Origin of the sequence: Inquilinus ginsengisoli, from assembly GCF_031453975.1 — a bacterium.
GTDB lineage: Bacteria > Pseudomonadota > Alphaproteobacteria > DSM-16000 > Inquilinaceae > Inquilinus > Inquilinus ginsengisoli_A.
Genome location: NZ_JAVDPW010000010.1, coordinates 236,425 through 260,567, shown reverse-complemented (window position 1 = coordinate 260,567; position 24,143 = coordinate 236,425). Strand labels below are relative to the sequence as shown.

At 68.6% G+C, this 24,143-nt stretch carries 21 protein-coding genes and 1 tRNA gene; 5 read left to right on the top strand and 17 right to left on the bottom strand.

Annotated features, from left to right (window positions below):
• Window positions 1–86: 86 nt before the first annotated feature.
• From E9232_RS27475 to E9232_RS27465, 3 genes are read right to left on the bottom strand one after another with little or no spacing between them, the layout of a single operon-like run.
• On the bottom strand, window positions 87–1,757 hold the full coding sequence (locus tag E9232_RS27475) for an ABC transporter substrate-binding protein (protein ID WP_309799566.1): 1,671 nt from the start codon (window positions 1,755–1,757) through the stop codon (window positions 87–89).
• 59 nt (window positions 1,758–1,816) lie between these two features.
• Window positions 1,817–2,755: an ornithine cyclodeaminase family protein gene (locus E9232_RS27470; RefSeq protein WP_309799564.1), complete on the bottom strand. Its 939-nt coding sequence runs from the start codon at window positions 2,753–2,755 to the stop codon at window positions 1,817–1,819.
• A gap of 2 nt (window positions 2,756–2,757) precedes the next feature.
• Window positions 2,758–4,797: an oxidoreductase gene (locus tag E9232_RS27465; RefSeq protein ID WP_309799562.1), complete on the bottom strand. Its 2,040-nt coding sequence runs from the start codon at window positions 4,795–4,797 to the stop codon at window positions 2,758–2,760.
• Window positions 4,798–4,888: 91 nt separating this feature from the next.
• Between E9232_RS27465 and E9232_RS27460 the strand changes: the two genes are divergently transcribed.
• The 4 genes from E9232_RS27460 (at window position 4,889) to E9232_RS27445 (ending at window position 8,782) form a co-directional block, all read left to right on the top strand.
• Window positions 4,889–5,821: a LysR substrate-binding domain-containing protein gene (locus E9232_RS27460; RefSeq protein WP_309799560.1), complete on the top strand. Its 933-nt coding sequence runs from the start codon at window positions 4,889–4,891 to the stop codon at window positions 5,819–5,821.
• Window positions 5,822–5,873: 52 nt separating this feature from the next.
• Window positions 5,874–7,367, top strand: coding sequence for an AlkA N-terminal domain-containing protein (locus E9232_RS27455; protein WP_309799558.1), 1,494 nt, complete (start codon window positions 5,874–5,876; stop codon window positions 7,365–7,367).
• Window positions 7,360–7,899, top strand: a complete 540-nt coding sequence (locus tag E9232_RS27450) for a methylated-DNA--[protein]-cysteine S-methyltransferase (protein WP_309799555.1) — start codon at window positions 7,360–7,362, stop codon at window positions 7,897–7,899. The genes E9232_RS27455 and E9232_RS27450 overlap by 8 nt, the downstream gene beginning before the upstream one ends.
• A gap of 64 nt (window positions 7,900–7,963) precedes the next feature.
• Entirely contained in the window at window positions 7,964–8,782 is an 819-nt protein-coding gene (locus tag E9232_RS27445) for an isocitrate lyase/PEP mutase family protein (protein ID WP_309799553.1), read from the top strand.
• A 123-nt stretch (window positions 8,783–8,905) separates the two neighbouring features.
• Here E9232_RS27445 and E9232_RS27440 read toward each other — a convergent pair whose 3' ends face one another.
• The 5 genes from E9232_RS27440 to E9232_RS27420 all read right to left on the bottom strand — a co-directional run bounded on the left by E9232_RS27440 (window position 8,906) and on the right by E9232_RS27420 (window position 13,070).
• On the bottom strand, window positions 8,906–9,271 hold the full coding sequence (locus E9232_RS27440) for a DUF4180 domain-containing protein (protein ID WP_309799551.1): 366 nt from the start codon (window positions 9,269–9,271) through the stop codon (window positions 8,906–8,908).
• A gap of 24 nt (window positions 9,272–9,295) precedes the next feature.
• Window positions 9,296–10,363 carry a hypothetical protein gene (locus E9232_RS27435; RefSeq protein ID WP_309799550.1) on the bottom strand — a complete coding sequence of 356 codons (1,068 nt, stop codon included), beginning with the start codon at window positions 10,361–10,363 and terminating at the stop codon, window positions 9,296–9,298.
• A 141-nt stretch (window positions 10,364–10,504) separates the two neighbouring features.
• Window positions 10,505–11,587: a type I restriction endonuclease gene (locus E9232_RS27430; protein ID WP_309799548.1), complete on the bottom strand. Its 1,083-nt coding sequence runs from the start codon at window positions 11,585–11,587 to the stop codon at window positions 10,505–10,507.
• A 331-nt stretch (window positions 11,588–11,918) separates the two neighbouring features.
• Window positions 11,919–12,008: transfer RNA gene (locus E9232_RS27425), tRNA-Ser, on the bottom strand.
• 108 nt (window positions 12,009–12,116) lie between these two features.
• Window positions 12,117–13,070, bottom strand: coding sequence for a D-2-hydroxyacid dehydrogenase family protein (locus E9232_RS27420; RefSeq protein ID WP_309799547.1), 954 nt, complete (start codon window positions 13,068–13,070; stop codon window positions 12,117–12,119).
• Between the two features lie 550 nt (window positions 13,071–13,620).
• Here E9232_RS27420 and E9232_RS27415 point away from each other — a divergent pair.
• Window positions 13,621–14,082, top strand: a complete 462-nt coding sequence (locus E9232_RS27415; protein ID WP_309799545.1) for a DUF4126 domain-containing protein — start codon at window positions 13,621–13,623, stop codon at window positions 14,080–14,082.
• A gap of 392 nt (window positions 14,083–14,474) precedes the next feature.
• On the opposite strand, the gene E9232_RS27410 is transcribed toward E9232_RS27415, so the two are convergent.
• The 9 genes from E9232_RS27410 to E9232_RS27370 form a co-directional block, all read right to left on the bottom strand.
• Window positions 14,475–14,834, bottom strand: a complete 360-nt coding sequence (locus E9232_RS27410) for a hypothetical protein (RefSeq protein WP_309799544.1) — start codon at window positions 14,832–14,834, stop codon at window positions 14,475–14,477.
• A 223-nt stretch (window positions 14,835–15,057) separates the two neighbouring features.
• Window positions 15,058–16,554, bottom strand: a complete 1,497-nt coding sequence (locus E9232_RS27405) for a sugar ABC transporter ATP-binding protein (RefSeq protein WP_309799542.1) — start codon at window positions 16,552–16,554, stop codon at window positions 15,058–15,060.
• A 1-nt stretch (window position 16,555) separates the two neighbouring features.
• Window positions 16,556–17,620, bottom strand: a complete 1,065-nt coding sequence (locus tag E9232_RS27400) for an SMP-30/gluconolactonase/LRE family protein (RefSeq protein WP_309799539.1) — start codon at window positions 17,618–17,620, stop codon at window positions 16,556–16,558.
• Complete coding sequence (locus E9232_RS27395) at window positions 17,617–19,740, bottom strand: ABC transporter permease (protein ID WP_309799538.1); 2,124 nt, start codon at window positions 19,738–19,740, stop codon at window positions 17,617–17,619. The genes E9232_RS27400 and E9232_RS27395 overlap by 4 nt, the downstream gene beginning before the upstream one ends.
• Window positions 19,741–19,827: 87 nt before the next feature.
• The gene (locus E9232_RS27390) at window positions 19,828–20,862 is read right to left on the bottom strand and encodes a sugar ABC transporter substrate-binding protein (protein ID WP_309799536.1); all 1,035 of its coding nucleotides are present in this window, start codon (window positions 20,860–20,862) and stop codon (window positions 19,828–19,830) included.
• Between the two features lie 49 nt (window positions 20,863–20,911).
• Window positions 20,912–21,910, bottom strand: a complete 999-nt coding sequence (locus E9232_RS27385; protein WP_309799534.1) for an ABC transporter permease — start codon at window positions 21,908–21,910, stop codon at window positions 20,912–20,914.
• Between the two features lie 296 nt (window positions 21,911–22,206).
• Window positions 22,207–22,413 (bottom strand): hypothetical protein, encoded by a 207-nt coding sequence (locus tag E9232_RS27380; protein WP_309799532.1) that lies wholly within the window; start codon window positions 22,411–22,413, stop codon window positions 22,207–22,209.
• On the bottom strand, window positions 22,410–23,165 hold the full coding sequence (locus E9232_RS27375; protein WP_309799530.1) for a COG4280 domain-containing protein: 756 nt from the start codon (window positions 23,163–23,165) through the stop codon (window positions 22,410–22,412). The genes E9232_RS27380 and E9232_RS27375 overlap by 4 nt, the downstream gene beginning before the upstream one ends.
• Entirely contained in the window at window positions 23,162–24,061 is a 900-nt protein-coding gene (locus E9232_RS27370) for a MurR/RpiR family transcriptional regulator (RefSeq protein WP_309799529.1), read from the bottom strand. The genes E9232_RS27375 and E9232_RS27370 overlap by 4 nt, the downstream gene beginning before the upstream one ends.
• Window positions 24,062–24,143 lie beyond the last annotated feature (82 nt).

Below are 24,143 nucleotides of genomic sequence, written 5' to 3'. Positions count from 1 at the left end.
CATCCATGGCGCCGCCTGGCATGGATGGATTCGCTACGCTCGCAATGACGAAGAGGGGGCAGGCGAGGCCGCTCTTTTCCGCCAACTCACCCCGCCAGCCAGACCTTGTTCAGGTGCATCTCGCGGGCGAAGTGGTATTCGAAGCCCTGCAGCTTGTCGCTGCTGGCGGTGAAGATCTTCAGCCAGAACGGGATGATGGCGATCGCGTCCTCCTGCATGATCTGCTCCAGCCGGTGCACCAGCACCTTGCGCTTCTCGATGTCGAGCGTGGCCTGGGCCTGGTCCAGCACCCGGTCGAATTCCGGGTTGGAATAGCCGGTCTCGTTCCAGGCCACGCCGGTGCGGTAGGCCAGGGCCAGCACCTGCACCGCCAGCGGCCGGGTCAGCCACTGGGTCACCGAGAACGGCCATTTGGTCCAGCGGTCCCAGAAGGTGGCGCCGGGCAGCACGTTGACCTTGAGGTCGATGCCCGCGGGCTTGACCATCTCGGACAGCACCGTGGCGGTGTCGATCTCGTGCTTCAGCGCGTCCTGGCAGTTGATCTCGATCGACAGCCCGTCGGGATAGCCCGCCTCGGCCAGCAGCCTCTTCGCCTTGTCGATGTCCGGCGGCGGCAGGGGCAGGGGCGTGTATTCCGGATGGATCGGCGAGACATGGACATCCTCGCCCGGCGTGCCGAAGCCCTGATAGGCCAGCTGGGTCAGGCGGGCATGGTCGACGCAGGCCTGGATCGCCTGGCGCACCGCCTTCTGGTCGAACGGCTTCTCGCTGATGCGGAAGCGGGCGACGCCGGTCTCCGCCGTCAGCTTGTCATAGAGCTTCAGCCCCGGGATGCCCTGGACCGCGGGCAGCAGGTTGACCGGCACCTGGCTCACCAGGTCGACCTGGCCGGAGCCCAGCGCCGCCAGCCAGGCCGAGGGGTCGCTGCCGAGATCGACATATTCGACGCCGTCGAGATAGACCTCGTCGCCCCAATACTCCGCCGCCGGCCGCTTCTCGAACACCGCGCGCGACCCCACCGCCACCTCCTTCAGGCGGAACGGGCCGGTGCCGATCGGATTCTTCATCAGGTTGGCGCCGTCCTTGGCGAAGTCGCGATGGGTGATCAGCGCGGGATAGTCGCCCAGGCTCTCCGGGAACTGCAGCATCGGGGTCTGCAGGTGGAAGCGCACGGTGTGGTCGTCGACCTTCTCCAGCGCGCCCGGCGCCAGCTTGACCGTGTCGCCGTCCTTCACCGTCAGGCCGCTGAAGCGGCCCTGGTTCGAGGAGCCGGTCTTGCTGTCCAGCCAGCGGGTGAAGGTGGCGATCACGTCGTCGGCGCCGAAATCGTCGCCGTTGTTCCACTTCACCCCCTGGCGGAGATGAAAGGTCCATTGGCTGACATCGTCATTGGCCTCCCAGCGCTCGGCCAGCCAGGGGCGGGAGATGTCGTCGGTGCCGATCGACACCAGCGGCTCGACGATCAGCCGGGCGACATTGCCCTTCTCCGACCAGTCGAAGATCGCGGGGTCGGCGCAGTCCATCACCGGCATGCCGATGCGCAGGATCCCGCCCTTGCGCGGCGTGTCCTGGGCCATCGCCTGCGGGATCGCGGCATCGCCGGTGATCCGCCCGGCCATGGCATAGGCCGCCGGGGCCGCCATGCCGAGCAGGGCGGCGGTGCGGATGAAGTCGCGCCGGCCGATCCGGCCGGCCTTCAGCTGTTCGGCCATCGGCGGAATCGCCGGATGTAGCTTGCCCAAGGTCTCGTCGTCCATGATGCACCCCTGTGAGTTGTCGTCCGGCCCTTGCCCGGGCCGGTTTCGTTGCGATCGGTTCAGCCGGGCCGGGCGAAGGCGAGGAAGGCGCGGGCCGCCATCAGGTCGAGATGCCCGCCGCCGGCGTTCTTGAACAAGGTGATCTCGTCGGCCGAGCGGCGGCCCGCGGCGCCGGCGCAGAGTTCGGCCAGCTCGGCCACGACATCAGCTGCCGCGATGGCGCCGGCGGCGATCGCCTGGGTGAACTCGCCGCAGCCCTCGAGCGTGAAACGCCGGGTGTCGACGAACAGCCGAGATCGCCGCATCGTCTCGTCATCGGCCTCGCGCATCTCCGGCGTGAAGGAGCCGACCAGGTCGACATGGGTCCCAGGCTTCAGCCAGTGGCCATGCAGCACCGGCGTGGCGGAGGCGGTGACGCAGGAGACGATGTCGGCGGCGCGCACCGCCGCCTCGGCATCCTCGATCGCGGCGATCTCGACGCCGGAGATGGCGAGGCCGGCAGCCAGCGACCGGGCCTTGTCGCCGCTGCGGTTCCAGATCGCGACGCGCCGCAGCGACGGCCGCACCGCCAGGAGGTAGCGGATCTGGGTCTCAGCCTGGGCGCCGGCCCCCAGCACCGCCAGGGTCTCGGCATCCGGCCGGGCCAGCAGGCTGGCGCCGAGGGCGGAATCGGCGGCGGTCTTGGCGCGGGTGAAGCTCTCGCCGGTGATCACCGCCTCCGGCCTTCCATCCTGCCCGTCGAACAGCACCACGACCGATCGGATGTTGGGCCCGGCGTCGCGGCCTTCATTGCCGGGGAACACCGCCGCCAGCTTCGCCCCCAGCGCCTCGCCGGGCCGCCACGCCACCCAGGTCAGCAGGCTGTTGGCGGAATCCGGCTCCGTCATCAGCAGCCGCTCGACCTCGCCGATGCCCTTGAGATGCCCGAGCCGCAGCTGCTCGACCAGCCACAGCGGGTCGACCGCCAGCGCATCGGCATCGATGGCGAGGATGGCCACGCTCACACGTCCTTCAGCAGCCGCAGCGCGTCATAGACCGCGGCATGGATGTTGCGGGACGAGACCGCATCGCCGATCCGCCACAGGGTGAAACGGCCGTCGGGGTTGCGCGCCACCGCCTGCGCCCGGCCGGCGATCATCGCCGCGTAGTCGACGGCGCCGAGGTTCGACGACAGCGGCTTCAGCGCGAAATACAGCTCGTCCAGCGGCAGGGTGCCGTGCTCGACCACCACCTGGTCGGCCCGCTTCTCGACCTGGCGGCGGCCGTATTCGTCGCGGAAGCTGGCGACCAGCCGGTTGCCGTCGCGGCGCACGCTCTCCAGCCGCAGGTTGATGGTGATCTCGACGCCATGCTCGGAGAAGGCGCGGAAATAGGCGGGGTAGCTGGTGCCGCCGACATCCGGGGCCAGCATCCGCTCCGGCGTCACCAGCTCCAGCCTGCTGCCGGCGCCGGCGATGAACTCCGCCGCGGTCAGGCCGGGATGGGCGCCGTTGTCGTCGTATAGCAGCACGCTCTCGGCCGGCTTCACGGCGCCGCTCAGGATGTCCCAGCTGGTGGTCACCAGTTCCTCGCCGGCATCGAGGAAGCCGGTGTTCGGCAGGCCGCCGGTCGCCGCCACCACCACGTCCGGCTGCTCAGCCAGCACGTCCTCGGCCTCGGCATAGGTGTTGAAGCGCATCGCCACGCCGTGCCGCTCGCACTGGGCCATGCGCCAGTCGACGATGCCCATGATCTCGCGCCGGCGCGGCAGGCCGGCGGTGATGCGGATCTGGCCGCCGGGCTCCGCCGCGGCCTCGAACAGGGTCACGGCATGGCCGCGCTCGCCGGCGACGCGCGCCGCCTCCAGCCCGGCCGGGCCGGCGCCGACCACCACCACCTTGCGGCGCGGGCCGGTGGTCCGGGCGACGACATGCGGCATCGTCGCCTCGCGCCCGGTGGCGGCGTTGTGGATGCAGGCGGCCTGGCCGCCATAGATGCTGTCGATGCAGTAGCCCATGCCGACGCAGGGCCGGATCTCGTCCTCGCGCCCCGCCATCACCTTGCGGACGATGTGCGGGTCGGCCATGTGCGGCCGGGTCATCCCGACCATGTCGAGCTTGCCGGCCTCGATCGCGTGGCGCGCGGTGGCGACGTCCTGGATGCGGGCGGCGTGGAAGGTCGGCACCCTGGTCGCCGCCCGCACCTCGCCGGCGAAGTCGAGATGGGGGGAGGAGCGGGCGCCCATGCCGGGGATGACATGCGACAGCGCCTCGTCGGTGTCGATGTGGCCCTTGATGACGTTGACGAAGTCGATCAGGCCGCTGGCGACCAGCCGGTTGGCGATCTCCAGCCCCTCGGCCTTCGACAGGCCGCGGTCCCAATCCTCGTCGCACACCATGCGGGTGCCGACGATGAAGTCCGGCCCGACCCGGTCGCGGATGGCGCGCAGCACCCGGAAGGCGAAGCGCAGCCGGTTGTCCAGCCCGCCGCCGTATTCGTCGTCGCGCCGGTTGGTGGCCGGCGACCAGAACTGGTCGATCAGGTGGCCGTAGCATTCGAGCTCCAGCCCGTCGAGGCCGCCGGCCTGCACCCGCTCGGCGCCGTCGGCATAGGCGGCGACGATGCGCTCGATGTCCCAGTCCTCCATCGCCTTGGGGAAGGCGCGGTGCGCCGGCTCACGGATCGGGGAGGGGGCGACGACCGGCAGCCAGTCGGCCTTCGACCAGCTGGTGCGGCGGCCGAGATGGGTGACCTGGATCATCACGGCGGCGCCGTGCGAATGCACGTCGTCCGACAGCTCCTTCAGCCAGCGCACCACCTCGTCCTGGTAAAGCAGGATGTTGCCGAAGGCCTGCGGGCTGTCCGGCGCCACCACAGAGGATCCGCCGATCATGGTCAGGGCGATGCCGCCCTTGGCCTTCTCGGAATGGTACAGGCGGTACCGCTCCTTCGGCATGCCGTCCTCAGTGTAGGCGGGCTCGTGCGCCGTCGACATGAAGCGGTTGCGCAGGGTCAGGTGGCGCAGGCGGTAGGGCTGCAGCAGGGGATCGGCGTTCGACATGTCCGGTGTGGATCGTTGCTTTGTCTTCACTCTTTCGAGCGGCCGGCCGATGGTAAACCGAATTTCCTTCACGGCGGCATGAGCCCAGTCGATGCAAACCCTCCGCGGCAGCCTGCCCTCGCTCAACGCCCTGGCGGTGTTCGAGGCCTCGGCGCGGCGGCTCAGCTTCTCCAAGGCGGCGGAGGACCTGGCGATCACCCAGTCCGCGGTCAGCCACGGCATCCGCCAGCTCGAGGCCTCGCTCGGGCTCGAGCTGTTCGTCCGCCACCACCGCCGGCTGGAGCTGTCGCCGGAGGGCGAGCGGCTCTACGCCGCGGTCGCCACCAGCCTGTCGGCGATCGCCCAGAGCATCGACGACATCACCGGCCGGCCGGCGGCGCGGCGCGAGATCGTGGTCGCGGTCTCGACCGCGATGGCGGCGCATTGGCTGCTGCCGCGCTTCGCCGCCTTCCGCGACGCCTTTCCCGCCATCCCGCTGCGCATCCAGACGGTGGACCGCGACCTCGACCCCGGGATGGACGGCATCGACCTCGGCATCCGGCTGGGCGACGGCAAATGGCCGGACCACGACACCGTGCCGCTGTGGCATGAGAGCGTGCATGCCGTGGCCAGCCCGGCCTATCTCGCGGCGCACGGCCCGCTGCGCGACGCCGCCGGCCTGCACCGCTGCCAGCTGATCCATTACGAGGACGCGCTGCGCCGCCGGGCGACCTGGGCGGAATGGTTCGCGGCTCTGGACATGCCGGCGCCCGGCCTGGCGCGGTCGCTGCGCGTCACCGACCACATGGTGGCGCTGCAGGCGGCGATGGACGGGCAGGGGGTGACGCTGGGCTGGCGCCCGATCATCGACGACCTGATCCGCGCCGGCCGCCTCGCCGATGCCTATCCCCGGCATTTCGTGACCGGGCGGCGCTTCTACCTGATCACCACCAGGGGCGCCGCGCTGCGCAAGCCGCTGTCGCTGGTCTGCGACTGGCTGGTGGCCCAGGCCGAGGCGATGTCCGGTCCCATCGGGCCGGAATGACCATGTCCGAAAACCGCGAGCACCGGTCTCGCGGGTGTGACATGGTCGCGCCATGGACCTGCTCGACCGCGAAGCCTGCTACCGCGCCCTGGTGACCCGCGATCCGCGCTTCGACGGGCGCATCTTCGTCGGTGTGACCTCGACCGGCATCTATTGCCGCCCGGTCTGCCCGGCCCGCACCGCGAAGTTCGAGAACTGCCGCTTCTTCGCCTCCGCCGCCGCGGCGCAGGAGGCCGGGTTCCGTCCCTGCCTGCGCTGCCGGCCGGAGACGGCGCCCGACCTCGCCTCCTGGCGCGGCACCTCCAACACCGTGTCGCGCGCCCTGGCGCTGATCGCCGATGGCGGCATGGACGGCGACGAGGCGGGGGTCGAGGCGCTGGCCGACCGGCTGGGCGTCGGCGACCGCCAGCTGCGCCGGCTGTTCAAGCAGCATCTCGGCGCCTCGCCGGTGGTGGTGGCCCAGACCCGGCGGGTGCTGTTCGCCAAGCAGCTGATCCAGGAGACGCGGATGCCGATGGCGGAGGTGGCGCTGGCCGCCGGCTTCGGCAGCATCCGCCGCTTCAACGAGACCTTCCACGACCTGTTCCGCCGCCCGCCCAGCGCGCTGCGCCGCCGGGCCGACCTGCCGGCCGATTCCCTCGCCGCGTCAGGGGTGACGCTGCGGCTGCGCTACCGGCCGCCCTATGACTGGCCGGCGATGCTGGCCTATCTCAGGGCCCGCACCATCGCCGGCATCGAGGAGGTGGTGGGCGAGACCTACCGGCGCAGCGTCGCCGATGGCGACGACCTCGGCACCGTCGAGATCCGGCACGAACCGGCGCGCAGCAACCTGGTGGTGCTGGTCCGCTTCCCCTCGGTGCGCGCGCTGCCGGGGATCCTGGCCCGGGTGCGGCGGGTGTTCGATGTCGGCGCCGACATCGAGGCGATCGGCGCCCATCTCTCGCAGGATCCGTTCCTGGCGCCGCTGGTGGCGCAGCGGCCGGGGCTGCGCGCCCCGGGCGGCTGGGACGGGTTCGAGCTGGCGGTGCGCGCCGTGCTGGGCCAGCAGGTCACCGTGGTCGCGGCGCGCCAGCTGGCCGGCCGGCTGGTGGCGCTGTGCGGCGCGACGCTGCCGGAAGCCGACCGCCTGCACCCGGCGCTGTCCCGCGCCTTCCCGTCGCCCGAGCGCGTGGCCGCCGCCGATCTCAGCACCCTTGGCATGCCGGGATCGCGCCGGGCGACGCTGACGGCGCTGGCCGAGGCGGCGATCGCCGACCCGCAGCTGTTCCACCCCTTCGGCACCATCGAGGAGGCGATCGCCCGGCTGCGCAGCATCCGCGGTATCGGCGACTGGACGGCGCAGTACATCGCCCTGCGCGCGCTGCGCGAGCCGGACGCCTTCCCGGCCAGCGACATCGGGCTGCTGCGCAGCGCCGCCGACGATGCCGGCATCCGCCCCAGCCCGGCCGACCTGCTGCAGCGGGCCGAGCCCTGGCGGCCGTGGCGGGCCTATGCCGCCCAGCACCTCTGGGCCCGGGATGCGGGACAGGGAGTGGTGAATGGCTGAACCCTTGCGCCTGGTCTTCGACCGCATCCCGAGCCCGGTCGGCGAGCTGCTGATCGCGGCCGACGAGGCCGGGCGCCTGCGCGCCATCGACTGGGGGGAGGAGCAGGGGCTGCGTGAGCGGCTGGCCCGTTCCGCCGGGCCCGGCGGCTTCACCCTGGCGCCGCAGCGCGATCCCGCCGGGCTGACCGCGGCGATCCAGGCCTATTTCGCCGGCGACCTCGCGGCGATCGACACGCTGCCGGTCGAGGCCGGCGGCACCCCGTTCCAGCGCGCGGTGTGGGCCGCGCTGCGCGGCATCGCCTGCGGCACCACCGTGTCCTATGGCGAGATCGCGCGGCGGATCGGCCAACCCGGGGCGATGCGCGCCGTCGGCCTGGCCAACAACGCCAACCCGATCCCGATCGTCGTGCCCTGCCACCGCGTGATCGGCGCCGACGGGTCGATGACCGGCTTCGGCGGCGGCATCGCCCGCAAGCGCTGGCTGCTGGACCATGAGGGCGCCGGCAGCCCGCAGCTGTCGCTGGCCATCTGACGCCGCCTTCGCTTCACTGTCCTGAACGATTCCTGCCTGAACCAATCCTGGGAGAGAACCGCACATGACCGCTTCCCGTCAGGCCGCCGCCCTGCAGCAGTTCCGCCAGCTGCACCGGGATGGGCTGCTGCTGCTCGCCAATGCCTGGGACGCCGGCAGCGCCCGGGTGATCGAAAGCCTCGGCGCCAAGGCCGTCGCCACCACCAGCGCCGGCGTGGCCTGGGCCCATGGCTATCCCGACGGCGACGCGCTGCCGCTGGACCTGCTGGTCGCGTCCACCGCCGGCATCGCCCGCATCATCCGGGTGCCGCTGACCGTCGACGCCGAGGGCGGCTATGCCGCAGACCCGGCCGGGGTGGGCGAGGCGGTCGCCCGGCTGATCGGCGCCGGCGCGGCCGGCATCAACATCGAGGACGGAGCCGGCAGCCCCGACCTGCTCTGCGCCAAGATCGAGCAGATCAAGCGCGTGGCGGCCCGCAGCGGCGCTGATGTCTTCGTCAACGCCCGCACCGACGTCTACCTCCGCGGCCTCGCCCCCAAGGGCGGTGAGGTGGCCGAGGTGCTGGGCCGGGCCGAGCGCTACCGCGCCGCCGGCGCCGACGGCCTCTTCGCGCCGGGCGTGACCCAGGCGGAGGAGATCAAGGCGATCGCCGCCGGCACGCCGCTGCCGCTGAACGTGATGTCCCGGCCCGGCCTGCCCGGCGCGGCGGAGCTGGCGGGGCTCGGCGTGCGGCGGCTCAGCGCCGGCTCCGGCCTGTCGCAGACCGTCTATGCCCGGATCGCCGCGCTGGCCAAGCCGTTCCTGCAGGACGGCGTCTCCGGCCCGCTGGTCGCGGAGGCGATGCCGTATCCGGAGCTGAACGCGCTGATGGCGGAGAGGTAACACCCACTGTAACTGTCATTGCCCGGCTTGACCGGGCAATCCAGGGGCTTTCAAGAGCCGCTCTGGCCGCCCCCTGGATGCCACGGTCAAGCCGTGGCATGACAAAGTGAGGGGGCAGCGCAATCAGACTCCGCCGAGCCGAGCCGCCAGGCTTTCCAGGCTGGCCTCGAACCACACGCTGCTGCGCCGGTTGGATTCCCGCACCCAGTCGCGCAGCGCGGTGCTGGCCTCGAGGTATCGCGAGATGTCGCCGATCACCGCGACCTTGAGGTGGTAGTTGACCGCCTTCTGGGCGAGCTCGCCGGCGATGCCGGTGCGCAGGTCGAAGAAGGCCGGGCCCAGGCGGCGGGCGGGCAGGGCGATCACCGAGGCGCGCTGGCCCAGCGCCTCGCCGACCAGGTCCAGGGCGCTCCGGGCGCTGTCGATCGCCGGCCCGTCCGCATCGCAGGACAGGACGCTCTCATCGCCCCATTCGAACATCTCGGCCATCGGTCGCTCCATCCAGCCGGCGGCTCAGGGCAGCGGCGGCATGGTTTCCGCCCACAGCGTGTGGTCGCTGTCCAGGACATGGACATGCTCGGCGTCGATGGCCTGGAACGAGGTTGTGCCGGCCTGCACCAGGACATCGGTGTCGACCAGCTGGCGCGACTTGGCGGTGGCCCCCTGGCGCCACAGCCGGCCGGAGGTGTCGAGGACATAGACGATGGTCGCGTCGACCGGCTGGAACGCGGCGACGGCGACATCGACCTTCTGCGGCTCGCCTTCGCCGGTCCTCCGCCACAGCGCGGCGTCGGCGCCGGTCACGGCATAGATGGCGTCGCCCACGATGCGGAAATCGGTGACGGCGGACGCGACCTCCTTGCGGTCGGCGGCAGTGCCGGTCTCGCGCCACAGCATGCCGTCCTTGCCGCGGACATAGACCACGGTGGCATCGATCGCCTGGAACGCGGCGACGCCGCCATCGACCAGCACCCGGTCGGTCATGTCGCCGGTGCCGCGCCACAGCCGGTCGTCGCGGCCCAGCACATAGACCGTGCCGTCCGCCGCCGGCTGGAAGGCGGCCACGCCGGTGTCGACCGCCTGCCGCGCGGCGACGTCGCCGGTCTCCCGCCACAGCCTGCCGTCGGGGTCGAGCGCGTAGAAGACGGTGTCATCCAACGCCTGGAACGCGGCGACGGCCGGGTCCAGCAGCTTGGCGTCCTGGGCGCCGATGGTCTGGCGCCACAGCCCGTGGTCGGTCGCCAGCACATAGGCGGTCTTGCCGCCGACGATCTGGAACTTCGCGGCGACGCCGGCCACCACGGTGCGGCTGTCGCGGCCGAAGCCGGCGGGCGGTGGCGGCGTCGGCCCTGGTGCGGCCCGGCCGGCGCGCGGGCCGAGGGTGTTCTGGCGCAGCGCCGAGACCGGGTCCTGCGACAGGCAGCGCCGGAACTGGGCGATGCCGCCCGGGCTGGTGAAATCGCCCGACAGCTGAGCGCAGAGCATCCGCAGCTGCTTGGTCCGCGCGCTGTCCTCGGCCGAGGCGAGGGCAGGGGCGAGCAGGGCGGCGACCAAAGCCAACCCGACGATCCACCGCTTCATGATCCCCGTCCTAGCCTATCGCAGCCGTGCCAAACACCTCGGGCATAGTCTTGGGCGATGGCTGTGGCCATCGCATGGCATGCCGACGTCGCCCGAGGTACGGAAGGCCCGTTCAGGCCGTGACGATGGAGCGAAAGGCCGCTATTCCGCAGCCGGCGGCGATATGCTTGGATCCAACTCCCTGAGGCGGGCCTCGATCTGCCCCATATACTGATAGATCTCGGTCAGATCAGAGAGCAGATGTCTGGTCTCCTCCTTGCCCTCGAACAGGCCGAGATGCTTGGTCGTCACACCGTTGAAGTGCAGTCGTGCGACGGTCTTGCGGTTGTTGTCGTCGAGCAGCACCGCGCAGTAGGATTTGGCATCCCGAAGGATGATGCGCTTCGGGCTGGTGATCCTGGATGCGATCGCCTGGATGATGTGGAAGCCCGAAATCTCTTCTGACGTCGTCATGACGCCTTCGTCACCCAGATCCGTGTCCTCGACGGCTTCCTCGGGCACCGTAGGATCGGAGGCGTTCAGGGCGGAGGACAAGCGCTCATTCACCAGATCGCGAACCAGATTGGCGATCGCCCCGGAGAGCAGCTTGCCGAAACTCTCTTTGATCGCCGGAGTTAGCCTTCCGCTGTAAACGCGGGGAGCGAGCATGCGGACAAACTCTTCAGACGGCTCGGCAAATTCCTTCTCCAATTCTATGCGAAGCTGTGACTGAAGTTTAAGGTTTCCAGCCTCCTGTACAATCTGATCCATATCGAACGATGACTTGGAGAACTTCTCAATCGTCTTTAAATCGCCTGGCTTTATAGCTTCGATTGAAAATGTGTAAAACGGCTTTTCATCCATCTTGTTCGCATGATCTACGTCGGAGTAGAATTGATAGACAACTCCATTGGTCAGAATGGCTAACCTAGCGTCCGTGACGCTGAAGTAGCGAAAGAGCTGTCCCGCGTGGCTGATGTTTAGGGTGGCGCTGGATGGTTTGCATTCAACAAGGATAGTAATTTTTCCGTCCCTGCAGATCGCGTAGTCGACCTTCTCACCCTTCTTGATGCCGACATCGGCAGTGAATTCCGGTATGACTTCACCCGGATTGAATACATCATATCCGAGCGCCTGTAGAAATGGCATGACAAGCGCGGTCTTTGCGGCTTCTTCAGTGAGTAGTATTTCCCTATGAGCGATCGCTCTTTTTTGTATCTCTAAAATACGCATTCCTAGTTCCATATTTATACCTCCATTATATTGATAGAACTTTCGGATTCCGTAATGCACCCAAACTAACTATTCAAAATATCAACGCCCGACAGCCCGTCATCCTTGAGTAGGCAAATATCCCACTTGATGACGAATTCTGGCATGGCCACATTCCGATTGTAGCGAATTATCGCAAAGAGACCAGAGCTAGCGATATGTGGAGGGTCGTTGTCGGAAAGCGGCAGCGCAGTCCACTCGACCCCTGGGCACAGATGCCAAGCCGCCAAGAACCAGTCAGCTTGCGCCCTGATCTATGCTCGGTCTGGAAAATCCCATGGGCCGGCGATTGCCATGCAAGGAATGGCGGAAGGGGTGGGATTCGAACCCACGGTGACGTTGCCGCCACGCCGGTTTTCAAGACCGGAGCCTTAAACCGCTCGGCCACCCTTCCGGACGGCGCCTAACATACGGCCGGATTGGCGCGGCGCAAGGGCATCTTGATCCGAAACGCCACCGGCGACGCCCGCGCGGTGAGGCGGGCGTCGCCGGCGGCGCAATCTCAGGCCTGCTGGTCCACCCAGGCGGCGATGGCGCGGGCGGCGTCGCCGTAGAAGGTGCGGTAGAGCTCACGCGAGACGTAGCCGATATGCGGCGTCGCCAGCACGGTCTCCAGCGACCGGAACGGATGGTCCGGGGGCAGGGGCTCGACATCGAAGACGTCGATGGCGGCGCCGGCGATGCGGCGGTCGCGCAGCGCCGCGATCAGGGCGGCCTCGTCGACGATCGGCCCGCGCGAGGTGTTGACCAGCCGGGCGGTGGGCTTCATCGCCGCGAGTTCGGCCGCGCCGACCAGGCCGCGGGTGCGCTGGCCGAGCACGAGGTGGATGGTCAGCACGTCGGCCTTGGCGAACAAATCGTCCTTGGACACCAGGCGCACGCCCTGGGCCGCGGCCTTTTCCGGCGTCAGGTTCTGGCTCCAGGCGATGGCGTCCATGCCGAAGGCCTTGCCGATCCGCGCGACCTCCGAGCCGATGCGGCCGAGGCCGAGGATGCCGAGGGTCTTGTCGCGCAGGCCGTCGCCGACGGTGTGCTGCCAGCCGCCGGAGCGCAGCGCGGCGTTCTCGGCGGCGATGTGGCGGGCGCTGGCCAGGATCAGGGCCCAGGTCAGCTCGATGGTCGGGCTGGAATCATAGCCGGTGTTGACCACGGTGATGCCGCGCTCGGCGGCGGCCGCGGCGTCGATCGAGGCGTTGCGGGCGCCGGTCGAGGCGATCAGCTTCAGCCGGGGCAGGCGGTCGATCACCGCCTTGGGCAGCGGCGTGCGCTCGCGCATCACGCAGACGGCGTCGAAGGGCTGCAGCCGCGCCACGACCTGGTCTGGGTCGGCGAGATGGTCGTTGAAGACGGTGACGCTGGCGCGGCCGTCGAGGGGCGACCAGTCGGCCAACTCCAGCGCCACGGACTGGTAGTCGTCAAGGATGGCGACGCTCAAGGGTGTCTTGATCGCGGTCATGTTGGTCTTTCGCCGTCGGCGTTTGATGAAGCGCGCCCCGCGGACCGTGTGATCCGGTCTTCAGCGGGGCGTGCGACATTATGGACGCCGCCGGGCGCGGCCCCGACGAGCCAGATCGTCGCAAGGCGCGAAGTTGGGCCGGGAGGAGTGGGAAACCGAGCCCGGAGCGATCTCCGCCACTGCATCTGTTGTGTCCACCGGATTGGATTGTCAGGGTGGTCTGCCAAGTAGAACTGTCAGTGAAGGGGCAGGGCGGGTAGCGGAGCCGCAGGCGAAGCAGACCGACATGCCCCTTCACTCGACCGCGAACCTGCATCATGGCGAAACCACTTGTCCGATCCGTAATTATCCCTCGCGGCGGTCGAAGGCTACGGTCCGATCCGGACAAGGATCGCACCGCCATGCACCGGCCTCTCATCAGCATCGTCCTGTGGGCGCCGACCGCCGGCCAGATCGTGCTGATCGCCCCCCGATCCGTCCTGTCCTCTGACACAGGCAACGACTTGACGGTGCCCTCCTGGGCGCTGCTGGATCTATTCGGAGACGCACCATGATATTTTTGCTTGCTCTTCTCCTTGGCGTGGTGGCCGGCTTGCGCGCCATGCTGGCGCCGGCCGCCGTCAGTTGGGCGGCCCAGCTCGGCGCACTCAACCTGTCGGGCACCTGGCTGGCGTTCCTCGGCTACCATTGGACGCCGTGGGTGCTGAGCGCTGCCGCAATTGCCGAATTGGTGACGGATCAGCTTCCTTCCACACCCAGCCGCAAGGTGCCGCCGCAATTCGTAGCAAGGATCGTGATGGGCGGCCTGAGCGGCGCCGCGATAGCGGCACCTTCTGGTGCCTGGATTGGCGGTGCCGTGGCTGGAATCGTCGGCGCAGTCGCCGGCACCTTGGGTGGAGCGGCGGTACGGGCCCGGCTGGCGGCCGCCTTCGGCAAGGACCGTCCAGCGGCAATCGTTGAGGATGCAGTGGCGCTTCTCGGCGCCATCGCGATTCTGGTCTTGGCGCGGTAACTCAGAATGACCGAGGTGCGGAGGGACCGTAAGGCAACGTTGGTGCGCTTTCCCCTGAGAGACAGGTCGGCGTGGATGAGGCAGGGGGCGCTGTCTGCGGCAGGCCGTCGACCAGGATGGCTTCACATCCCAACTTTGCGCCGGCATCTGTAAGTCGGATAATATATATTATGGAAAATAAGATTGTGCCCGCGACATCGTCGCGAGGATGATCTGAAATCGGCGGCTCGCCTCGGCCCAACATTCCAGCGTGCCGATTGGTGCCGAGGGTTTGCTGGTGTCGACCTGACCCTCGTCTCCCGCTTGCGGTCCGCAACGCCCCGACGATCTCGGTCTTCAATTCGGATGGCGAGGCGGCCCTGCAACGGCCACCCCGCCATCCCGCCGAGCCGTCAGGCTGTGAACACGGTGAGCATCACGAAATAGCCGGAGACGACCCCGGGCAGAACGCCGGCGTCGCCGCACCACACGGCGGCATTGGGCAGCTTGTTCCCGAAGGTTGTGTACGCACTGCCGTGGCCATTCTCGGCCAGTGCGAGCGAGGTGACGTAGTTGCCACGCCCCAGCGCCGCGTCCAGGGCCGATTCGAGGGCATCTGCGAAGCTGTCCAGCGAGCTCGTCTGGGTCGCCGCGTTGCACAGTATCCCGTACAGATCGAGGCCCGAGCTCATCTCCCCCGGCGTCTTGGCGGCCAAGGATGCCGCCTGGGGCGGTTGAGCGGCGAGCTTATTTACGCCACGAAGAAGCGCCATGAAAATCCTCCATAGAAATGCGGGATAGCCTCAAAACATTAAGTCGATATTGCCGGGTCGGCAAGTTGAAGGTGTCAATGTATCTCAGAATATTATTGAGGAAAATGCAATATAATATGATTTCTGATAATGTTTAGTCATTGTTCCGGGCTGCTGGCGGTGTATTGCTTTTGGCGGCAGGCAGCACGGCGTAGCACTGCCGCGGCCCAAGCCTCGGAATCCCTCAGTGCACGGCGGCGAACATGATGTCTTCCTCGGTCGCCTCGCCGGCCCGGAACTCCTCCACCACGCGGCCCTGGCGGCAGACCAGGATGCGGTCCGAGAGGTTCATGATCTCCGGCAGATAGGATGAGATCACCACGACGGCGAGACCCTCATCCGCCAGCCGGTTGATGATCTGGTGGATCTCCGCGATCGCGCCGACATCCACGCCGCGGGTCGGCTCGTCGAAGATGATCAGGCGCGGCTGCTGCACCAGGCCCTTGCCGATGACCACCTTCTGCTGGTTGCCGCCGGACAGCTCGACCACCCGGGCGTTGCTGTTGATGGCCTTGATGTTCAGGTCCTTGGTCCAGCGGGCGGATAGTTCCTGAACCTCCTTGAGGCCGACGATCCAGCCCTTTTCGCGATCGGCGGCCAGCAGCCCGGAGAACAGGTTCTCGGCGATCGACATGTTGTCGAAGAAGCCTTCGCTCTTGCGGTCCTCGGTGACGTAGACGATGCCGTCCTTCACCGCCTCGCGCGGCACGGCGTAGCGCACCGGCCGGTCGTCGAGCTCGATGGTGCCGCCCTGGCGGAAATCGCGCTTGAAGATGCCCGAGACGATCTTGAAGGTCTCGGTGCGGCCGGAGCCGATCAGCCCGAACACCCCGGTGATCTGCCCCGCGAAGATCGAGAACGAGGTGTTGCGCACCATCTTGCCCATCGACACATCCTGCACCGACAGCACCCTGCGGCCCGGCGGCCGCAGCCGCCCCTGGTCGCGGCTGCGGTACAGCGCGGTCGACAGCGTGCGCCCGACCATGGCGGAGACGATGCTGGCGCGGTCGAACCCGGCGGTCTCGCCGGTGGCGACCAGCTCGCCATCGCGCAGGATGGTGATGCGGTCGGCCAGCAGCAGCGCCTCCTCCAGCGCGTGCGAGATGAAGACGATGGAGACGCCGCGCGCCTTGAGGCGACGCAGCAGCGCGAAGAAATGGCGCTTTTCCTCCGGCGTCAGCGCGGCGGTCGGCTCGTCGAAGATGATGATCCCGGCATTGTGGTGCACGGCCCGGGCGATCTCGACCATCTGCCGCTTGGCCGCGCCCAGGGTCTCGACCACCGCGGCCGGGTCGACCGGGAAGTTCAGCGACTGCAGGAACTGCTGGGCCGAGATGTAGACGCCGCGCAGCCGGTTCAGCAGCTTCTCCGAGCCGAGATAGATGTTCTGCGCCACGGTCATCGACGGCACCAGGCTGGTCTCCTGGAACACCATGGCGATGCCGGCCTCCAGCGCCTGGTGCGGCGAGCGGTAGCGGACCTCGCGCCCGTTGTGGATCATCCGGCCCGAGGTCGCCTCGACCACCCCGGCCATGATCTTGGTCAGCGTCGACTTGCCGGCACCGTTCTCGCCCAGCAGCGCGTGGATCTCGCCGCGGCGCAGCTCGAAATCGACATTGGTGACGGCCGGGACCCCGCGATAGGTCTTGGTCACCTGTTCCAGCCTGACGATGGCTTCCATGTCAGTGCCCTGCCCCCATCCCCGTCCCTGTCCCGATGTCGATGGCGACCAGGCAGTTCCCGCCCTTGGCGGCGACGATCAGCCGGCCGTCATGCTCGACCGCGCTGCGGGTGCCGTGCCGCTGCCCGCCGGCCCGGCTGTGCAGGCTGGAGACCGGACGATGGTCCGCGTCCAGCCGCACGACCATGCCGTAGGACCGGCTCGGCGCCCAGGGCTTGTGCAGCCCCATGGTCCGGATGCCGCCGCATTGCAGCGGCTCGAGGAAGCTGCGGCCGGAGGACAGGCTGGGCGCGATCCAGTAGGCCGGCGGCACCTGCTGCATCATCTCGCGCCGGTAATCCGTCTCCTGCAGCACGAATTCGACCAGCCGGTTGCGCGGCGCGAACAGGCAGAGCCAAGCCCCGCCCCCCGCGGCCGGCGCTATCGTGGCGGGATAGCCGGGCAGCTGGTCGACCACCGTCGAGCGCGCGCCCGTCCGCCCATCGACCCGGACCAGGCGATGACGCCAGCTCTCGCTGACCAGCACGCCGTCGCCATCGGCCACCAGCCCGCAGGGGAAGGCGAGATCTCCGGCGACCTGGCGGAAGGTGCCTGCCTCGCGCTTCCAAAGGGATCCCGACGCCCCCTGCCCCATCAGGTCGGCGGCCCATTCCGACGGGCTGTGGACGGCCGAGCCATTGGCCAGCCACAGGGTTCCGTCCGGCCCGAAGGCCAGCGCGGTGATGCAGCGGATGGCGTCCGGCAGGCGTTCCTCCCGGCCGCCGATCACCAGCCGGCCCGTCTCCAGGCCCACGACGAGATCGCCCGCGGGATCCGCGGCGACCGCGGTGACGGGCGCCGGGAACGTCTCCCGCACGGCCACGCCGCCATCGGCCGCGACCGTGAACAACGCGTTGCCGCTGCCGGCCACCAGCGTGCCGTGGATCGAGGCCAGGGTGTCCGGCTCCGGCAGCGCGGCGAGCAGCGGCGCCTCGTCGAGCCGGGTGTCCGGGCGGAAGGCGCCGTCCATCGGCGGGATGGTCACCGCCCTGCCCCGGAACAGGTCGAGGATCGGGTCCAGGATCATGACGGCCGCCCCCAATAGGAGTCCGGGCCGGTCCAATCAGGGTCGGCGCCGGGCAGCGTGAAGCGGCCGATGCGGTTGTTCAGGATGCCGCCGACGAACAGCTGGCCCTTGTGCTCGCGCATCGAAGTGACCATCGGGTGGGACACGCCGGTCAGGTCGCCGAAGGTGTCGACGATGCGGCCGGCCTCGTCGAACTTCACCACGCCGCCGGTGTTGATGTTGGGGAACAGCCATTCGTCCTGCGGCAGGCGCCGGGTCATGCGCTTGCGCATGCCGGGGTGGCGCAGCGACAGGTCGAAGCTGGGCGTGCGCATGCCCAGCCACGCCATCCAGTAGCCGCCGTCGGAGGCGCGGTTGATGTTGTCGGGATAGCCCGGCATGTCGCGGATCACGCATTCGACCGTGCCCGCCTTCGGCCCCTCGAGCCAGTAGCGGTGCACCCGGCAGGCCCAGCTTTCGGCGAAGAACAGCGACCTGCCGTCATGGGCGATGCAGACGCCGTTGGTGTAGCGGTAGCCGCTCAGCAGCGTGCGGGTCGACCCGTCCTTGGGGTCGAACACCAGCAGCCGGCCGGTGGGGCGGTTCTCGATCGAATCCAGCGCCCAGTCATGCGCGTCGTAGCGTGTGGTGGAATCGGTGAAGTAGATGCGGCCGTCGGGCGCGATGTCGCAATCATTGGGGTCGCGCAGCCGGGCGTCGTCGATGATCGAGGTGCGCGACCGGGCGGTCTCGGCCGACAGCCGCGTCACGGTGCGGTCGGGCGCGATCGAATACAGGCCCATGGCGCCGACGCAGGTGACCAGGTTCCCGGCGCGGTCGAAGGCCAGGCCGAGCGGGAAGCCGCCGACATGGGCGAACACCTCCGACCGCTCGTAGCCGGGCGCGAAGAAGCGGACGATCTCGCCGTGGCGCGTGCCGCAGTAGAGATGGTCGTCGCGGTCCAGGATGACGTCCTCGGGGCCTTCGAGCTCGCCGAGGCCGATCGGCCCGGCCTGCGACAGCCGGTTGTCGAGTTCATAGCTGGTGCCGGAGCCGGGCACCGCCGACTGGCTCTCGCCCATCTCGAAATAGACCGGCGCGACGTACAGCTCGTTCAGCACCTTGTGGCGGTTCTTCAGCCAGCGGACATCGATGATGACGGCCGCCGCCAGCATGATGCCGAGCACCATCTGGTTGGTCCCGGTGCCATAGCCCAGCCGGATCAGGCCGTTGGTCATCAGCAGCACCACCACCGCGCCCATCAGCGCCTTGGGGATCGAGCCACGCCCGCCGCCCAGGCTATTGCCGCCGACCACGGCCGCGGTCAGCGCCAGGATCTCCAGGTTGACCCCGGTGCCCGGCCCTGCCCCGCTCAGCCGGCAGGCCACCAGGAAGCCGCCGATCGAGGCGCAGAAGCCGGAGAAGACATAGGTCAGGAACACCGTGCGCCGGACGCGGATGCCGGCGTTGTGGGCCGACCGCCGCGACCCGCCGACGGCCAGCACGTGCCATCCCGGGCGCGACCGCGTCAGCGCGACATGGGTGACCGCGGCCAGCACGGCCGCCAGGATCACCGAGACGGAAAAGCCGTGGAACGCCCCGTCGCCGATATAGTCCCAGACGTCGGAGCTGGCCTGGGACAGCTGGACCTTGGCGGCATAGGAGGTCACCAGGATGTCGAACAGCGCGCGCCCCAGGATGAAGGTCACCAGCGTTGTGATGAAGGCCCGCAGCCTGAGGTATCCCACGAGGTAGCCGTTCACCGCGCCGCACAAGAGCCCGGTGGCGATCGCCGCCGCCAGCGCCAGCCACACCGGCTGCTCCAGGATGAAGAACACGAACACGGCGGCGAAGGTCGAGAGCGCGAAGATCGAGCCGACCGAAAGATCGATGCCGCCGCCGAGCATGACGACGGTCATGCCGAACACCACGATCGAGAACTCACCCAGCTGGCGGGCCGTCTCCTGCAGCGCCGACGGCCGGAAGAACCCGGCGATGGCGGTGCCGAACACCGCGACCGTCGCCACCAGCGCCAGGAAGGGTATGGCGTTGTCGGCCCAGCGCTTGGTGAGGATCTCGCCGATGACATGGTTGGGGACCAAGCCGTGGCGCCAGGCCTGCCAGCGGTTGCGAAGGGGCATCGGGGATCGCCTTGGGCTCGGGCATCGGAAGGTCCGGCGGCCGGGTTGCCCCGGCCGCCGTCGTCGTAGTCGTAGTCGTAGTCGGGGTTACTGCGCGGCGCTGGCCTGCAGCGCCTTCAGGTCCCAGCAGCTGTCGGGCTTGAGGTCGGCCTTCGTCGTCGCCTTCTCCAGCGTGTAGATGTAGGTGTGCGACGTCCCCGCCGGCTGGCCGCTCTGCAGCAGGAACTTGATGATCGCGTTCATGTCGGCGGATTGGCGCGCCAGGTCGGTCATCACCACGGCGCCATAGGTGCCGTCCTCAAGCTTGTCGCAATCGGCCGACTTCTCGCCGCCGCCGGTGGTGACCAAGAACACCTTGTCCCGCAGGCCGGCGTCCCGGATCGCGGCGGACGCGCCGGTCGCATCCCCGTCCCAGAAGTCGATGATCGCGCAGATGTCCGGGTGCTGCTGCAGCATGGTCGCGGTGACGTTGCGCGAGGTGGTGGCGTCCCAGTTGGAATCCGGCTTGGCCACGACCTGGAAGTCCGGATGCTGGGCCAGCACCTTCATGATCCCGGCATATTGGTAGAGGCTCGAGGAATTGGCCTGGTCGCCCTGGACCAGCCCGATCTTCTTGGACGAGCCCGGGCCGCAGGCCTTGACCGCCGCCTCCGCCTCGAGCTGGCCGAGGCGGTCCCAGTCGCTGCCCACGAAGGCATCGGCCGGGAAGTTGGCGGGATTGTCGACCAGGATGACATAGGTGCCGGCCTGCTGCGCCCGCTTCATCAGCTTGGAGTAGGAGTTGAGGTCCGGCGCATGGATGATCAGCACGTCCGGCCGGGTGTCGGAGGCGATCGCGTCGGTGATGGCCTGGGCGCCGGCATCCACCACCCAGTTCGGGTCGCGGGTCTCCAGCACCCCGCCCCAGGCGTCGATCTCCTTCTTGAGATAGGCCGTCCAGCCCTGGGCCAGGTCGAAGCCCATCGCCAGCGGCACCAGCATCACGCGCTTGCCCTTGAGGGCCTGGGCATAGGCGGCAGGACCCGGGTCCTGGGCCAGGTCCTCGGCATGGCTGGCCGTCACCTGGGCCGAAATCGTCAGGGCCGCCGCGGCGGCCAGAACCGTCTTCAGGTACTTCATCATGCTTACCTCTCTGCCGTTTCGTTGGGCCATGGATCGGGCCTGCGATGCTTCAGATGTCGCCCTGCTGCGCCGTCTGCTCGTCGCGCGGGTTGAGGATGCCGTCGACGATGATGGCGGCCAGCAGGATCCCCGCCTTGATCAGGTTCTGGTACAAGAGCGGGATGTCGATGATGGTCATGGTGTTGAGCAGGATGCCGGCCAGCGCCGCCCCGATCAGCACATTGCGCACGCCGCCCTTGCCGCCCGACAGCCCGATGCCGCCGATCACCGCCACCAGCACGATGTCGTAGAGCAGCGACGAGTTGACGATGCGGGTGTTGATCGAATGCAGGCTGGCCGCCGTCAGCAGCCCGGCGACGAAGGCGATCAGCGCCGAGATCACGTAGCGCAGCACCAGCATCGGCCGGACCGGGACGCCGATGTTGCGCGCGCCCGCCGGATTGTCGCCGGCGAAGTAGACGTAGCGGCCCCATTTGGTGCGGCGCAGGAACAGCGACACCGCGAGGGCGAGGATCGCGAAGATGAAGACTTCGACCGGGATGTCGGCGATGCGCAGGCCGCCGAGCCGCTCGATCCAGTGGCCTGATGGAACCGGCACCGCATCCTGGGTGATCACCTGCGAGCGGACATAGCCGAACACGAAGGACGCCGTCGCCAGCGTGACGAAGATCGGCTGCACCTCGGCATAGGCGACCAGCACGCCGTTCAGCAGGCCGATGAACAGCACGGCCGCCAGGGTGTAGGCCAGGGCCAGGCCGTCGCTGGTGCCGCCGTTGAGCAGCTGCAGGAACCAGGCCACCGACATCGCCATCACCGCGACGGCCGACAGGTCGATGCCCCGGCCGATGATGACGAGGCCCATGCCCAGCGCCAGGATGCCCAGCACCGAGACCGAGCGGACAATGGCGATGAGGTTGTCGGGGGCCAGGAATCCCGGCAGCCCGACCGCGGCGGCGGCGAAGATCAGCACGGCGATCGCCAGGACGATGCGTTCCTGGCTCAGCGCCACCCGGTAGGCCTGCGGTCGTCGGCCCGAGCGTTCATCCATGTCCACTGTCCACGTCTCGGTCCACATGACGCCGAACGGCCGGGGGCGACGTCGGGCCGGCAACCGCCCTCCCCGCCGATCCTCCATGATGACTTCGGCTCAGATTGCGTCAATTGCCGTCGAGTTGCAGATCAACGTGACAGTGGCAAAGCCAGCCTGTTTTCCCCGCAGCAGGGCCATGTTGCAGGTAAATTGCAATCTCGCCTGCATCGGTGGCATCCGCCGGGGTTCCAATCCGCCGCGCGATCGGGCGGCCTTCTGCGACGGGAATCGAAAGCGCCGAAGGGCCGGCGAGATCACTTCCGGGCAAATCGGTGCAGGCTTTCGGCGAGGATCCCGAGGCAGCCGACCAGCAGAAGGATGCCGCCGCCAAGGGGAGGAAGGCCTGCCCAATGCACGGCAGCCGCGATGGCGGCGATCAGCCCGAGCGCCGCCAGCGCCAAGGCCCCGTCGTCGATGAACAAGCCGATGAACTCGGCGATCAGGGTCCGGATGACACTCATGGGATGGCCGCCCCCGTCTGTGAATTGTGGACCGAGCGCAGCAGCCGCGTGGCCATGAGCGAGGCGATCGCGACCACCGCCAGGATGCCGAGAAGACTGAGATCCGCACCCGGCCAGCCGGCCCCGAGCCCCTCGCCGGTCCAGAAGATGCCGAAGGAGGTCAGCAGGAGGCCGACGGCGAATTTCAACGTGTTCTCCGGCACCCGCGACAGCGGCTTGTGCACGATCAGCCCGATGGCGAGCACCAGGAGGCAGGCGGCGGCGGCGCCGAGGCTGGCATAGCCTGTCATCCCGCGGCCGGCGCCGACCGCGATCACGATGAAGACCACCTCGACGCCTTCCAGCAGCACCGCCTTGAAGGCAGCGGCGCCCGCCAGGACATCGGCCCGGCGTTCGGCGCTGCGACGCTTCAGCAGATCCGCCTCCGCCGCAAAGGCCCGTTCCTCGTCGCGCAATGCGATGAAGCCCGAGGCCCGCAGGATCGCCTTCCGAAGCCAGCGCAGGCCGAAGAGGATCAGCAGGGTCCCGATCACGAACTGCAGCAGTCCGATCGGGACCAGCTCGAGCAGCGGCCCGAGGACGAGGATCAGCGCCCCGAGCACGATGAGAGCCAACGCCGTGCCGGCGAAGGCCGGCCGCCATCCTCGCGACAGGCCGACCGCGAGGATGATGGTGAAGGCTTCGACGACCTCGACGAAGGATCCGAGGAAGGCCGCGGTCACCGTCGAGATGATGGCAGTGATGTCCGTCATGGCGTTTTCTTCGCCCCTCGCTTCAGCCAGAGTTTGTCGATCTTGCCGCGCTGGGCGCCGAGCATTTCCAGGCTGGCGAGGGCGGCGTCGCGATCGCGCGCGGCCAGGGCGATGATCATCGCCTCGATCAGGACCAGGGTGCCCGCATGCATCGAGAGGTGCCCGGCCCGCCCGCGGGGAACGGGAAGCACTTCGGCGACGCGGCCGTGGACGAAGGGGCCGAGACTGTCGCTGACCAGCAGCACCGGGACGCGGCCCTGGTCTGCGACGTCGAGCGTCACCGCCACCTCGCGGTAGATCGGCGCGTAGGCGATCATCAGGATCGCATCGCCGGCGCCGACGTCGAGCAGCTGGTCGGCGAGGCCGATGCCGGTGGCGGAGAGCACACCGGTCGCCAGTCCGATCCGGTTGAACTGCAGCGCGGCGTATTCGGCCAGGCTGCCGGACGGGCCGATGCCGAAGACATAGCGGCGCCGGGCCGAGAACAAGGCGTCGACGACCCGCCCGAAGCATTCCTGGACCTCGGGAGCCGCCAGCACCTCCAACGCCTCGCGATGCGTGGTGAGGACGTGGCGGAGGGCCGCGCCGGCATCGTCGCCCGTCTCTTCCAGAGTGCGGCGCAGCCGACCGCCAGGCGTCGAGCCGGTCAGATGGGACAAGAGCGTTTCGCGCAGATGCGAAAGGCTTTCGAAGCCGAGCGACCGCGCGGTGCGGACCACGGTCGCATCGCTGGTTCCCGCCTCCGCCGCGATCTGCGCGGCGGAGGCGAGCAGCACCGCCTCCTTCTGCTCGACGAAAAAGCGCGCCATCCGCTGCTCGGCGGGCGTCAGGCCCGGCAGTGCCGTGTCGACCAGCTCGTCAAAGCTGGATGGGGTCGGTCTGGCTGTCGCTGTCATGTCTGCGGAACAGGCTGTGTTGTGTTTGCTACATCAGCATATATGAGAAGCATACGCTACGCAGCAATGACGTCATGCCGTT

Bases quoted from the DNA above. Each gene is read 5' to 3' on its own strand.
- E9232_RS27475 (WP_309799566.1), bottom strand. From the start codon at position 1,757: ATGGACGACGAGACCTTGGGCAAGCTACATCCGGCGATTCCGCCGATG.
- E9232_RS27465 (WP_309799562.1), bottom strand. From the start codon at position 4,797: ATGTCGAACGCCGATCCCCTGCTGCAGCCCTACCGCCTGCGCCACCTG.
- E9232_RS27460 (WP_309799560.1), top strand. From the start codon at position 4,889: ATGCAAACCCTCCGCGGCAGCCTGCCCTCGCTCAACGCCCTGGCGGTG.
- E9232_RS27455 (WP_309799558.1), top strand. From the start codon at position 5,874: ATGGACCTGCTCGACCGCGAAGCCTGCTACCGCGCCCTGGTGACCCGC.
- E9232_RS27450 (WP_309799555.1), top strand. From the start codon at position 7,360: ATGGCTGAACCCTTGCGCCTGGTCTTCGACCGCATCCCGAGCCCGGTC.
- E9232_RS27445 (WP_309799553.1), top strand. From the start codon at position 7,964: ATGACCGCTTCCCGTCAGGCCGCCGCCCTGCAGCAGTTCCGCCAGCTG.
- E9232_RS27440 (WP_309799551.1), bottom strand. From the start codon at position 9,271: ATGGCCGAGATGTTCGAATGGGGCGATGAGAGCGTCCTGTCCTGCGAT.
- E9232_RS27435 (WP_309799550.1), bottom strand. From the start codon at position 10,363: ATGAAGCGGTGGATCGTCGGGTTGGCTTTGGTCGCCGCCCTGCTCGCC.
- E9232_RS27430 (WP_309799548.1), bottom strand. From the start codon at position 11,587: ATGGAACTAGGAATGCGTATTTTAGAGATACAAAAAAGAGCGATCGCT.
- E9232_RS27420 (WP_309799547.1), bottom strand. From the start codon at position 13,070: ATGACCGCGATCAAGACACCCTTGAGCGTCGCCATCCTTGACGACTAC.
- E9232_RS27415 (WP_309799545.1), top strand. From the start codon at position 13,621: ATGATATTTTTGCTTGCTCTTCTCCTTGGCGTGGTGGCCGGCTTGCGC.
- E9232_RS27410 (WP_309799544.1), bottom strand. From the start codon at position 14,834: ATGGCGCTTCTTCGTGGCGTAAATAAGCTCGCCGCTCAACCGCCCCAG.
- E9232_RS27405 (WP_309799542.1), bottom strand. From the start codon at position 16,554: ATGGAAGCCATCGTCAGGCTGGAACAGGTGACCAAGACCTATCGCGGG.
- E9232_RS27400 (WP_309799539.1), bottom strand. From the start codon at position 17,620: ATGATCCTGGACCCGATCCTCGACCTGTTCCGGGGCAGGGCGGTGACC.
- E9232_RS27395 (WP_309799538.1), bottom strand. From the start codon at position 19,740: ATGCCCCTTCGCAACCGCTGGCAGGCCTGGCGCCACGGCTTGGTCCCC.
- E9232_RS27390 (WP_309799536.1), bottom strand. From the start codon at position 20,862: ATGATGAAGTACCTGAAGACGGTTCTGGCCGCCGCGGCGGCCCTGACG.
- E9232_RS27385 (WP_309799534.1), bottom strand. From the start codon at position 21,910: ATGGATGAACGCTCGGGCCGACGACCGCAGGCCTACCGGGTGGCGCTG.
- E9232_RS27380 (WP_309799532.1), bottom strand. From the start codon at position 22,413: ATGAGTGTCATCCGGACCCTGATCGCCGAGTTCATCGGCTTGTTCATC.
- E9232_RS27375 (WP_309799530.1), bottom strand. From the start codon at position 23,165: ATGACGGACATCACTGCCATCATCTCGACGGTGACCGCGGCCTTCCTC.
- E9232_RS27370 (WP_309799529.1), bottom strand. From the start codon at position 24,061: ATGACAGCGACAGCCAGACCGACCCCATCCAGCTTTGACGAGCTGGTC.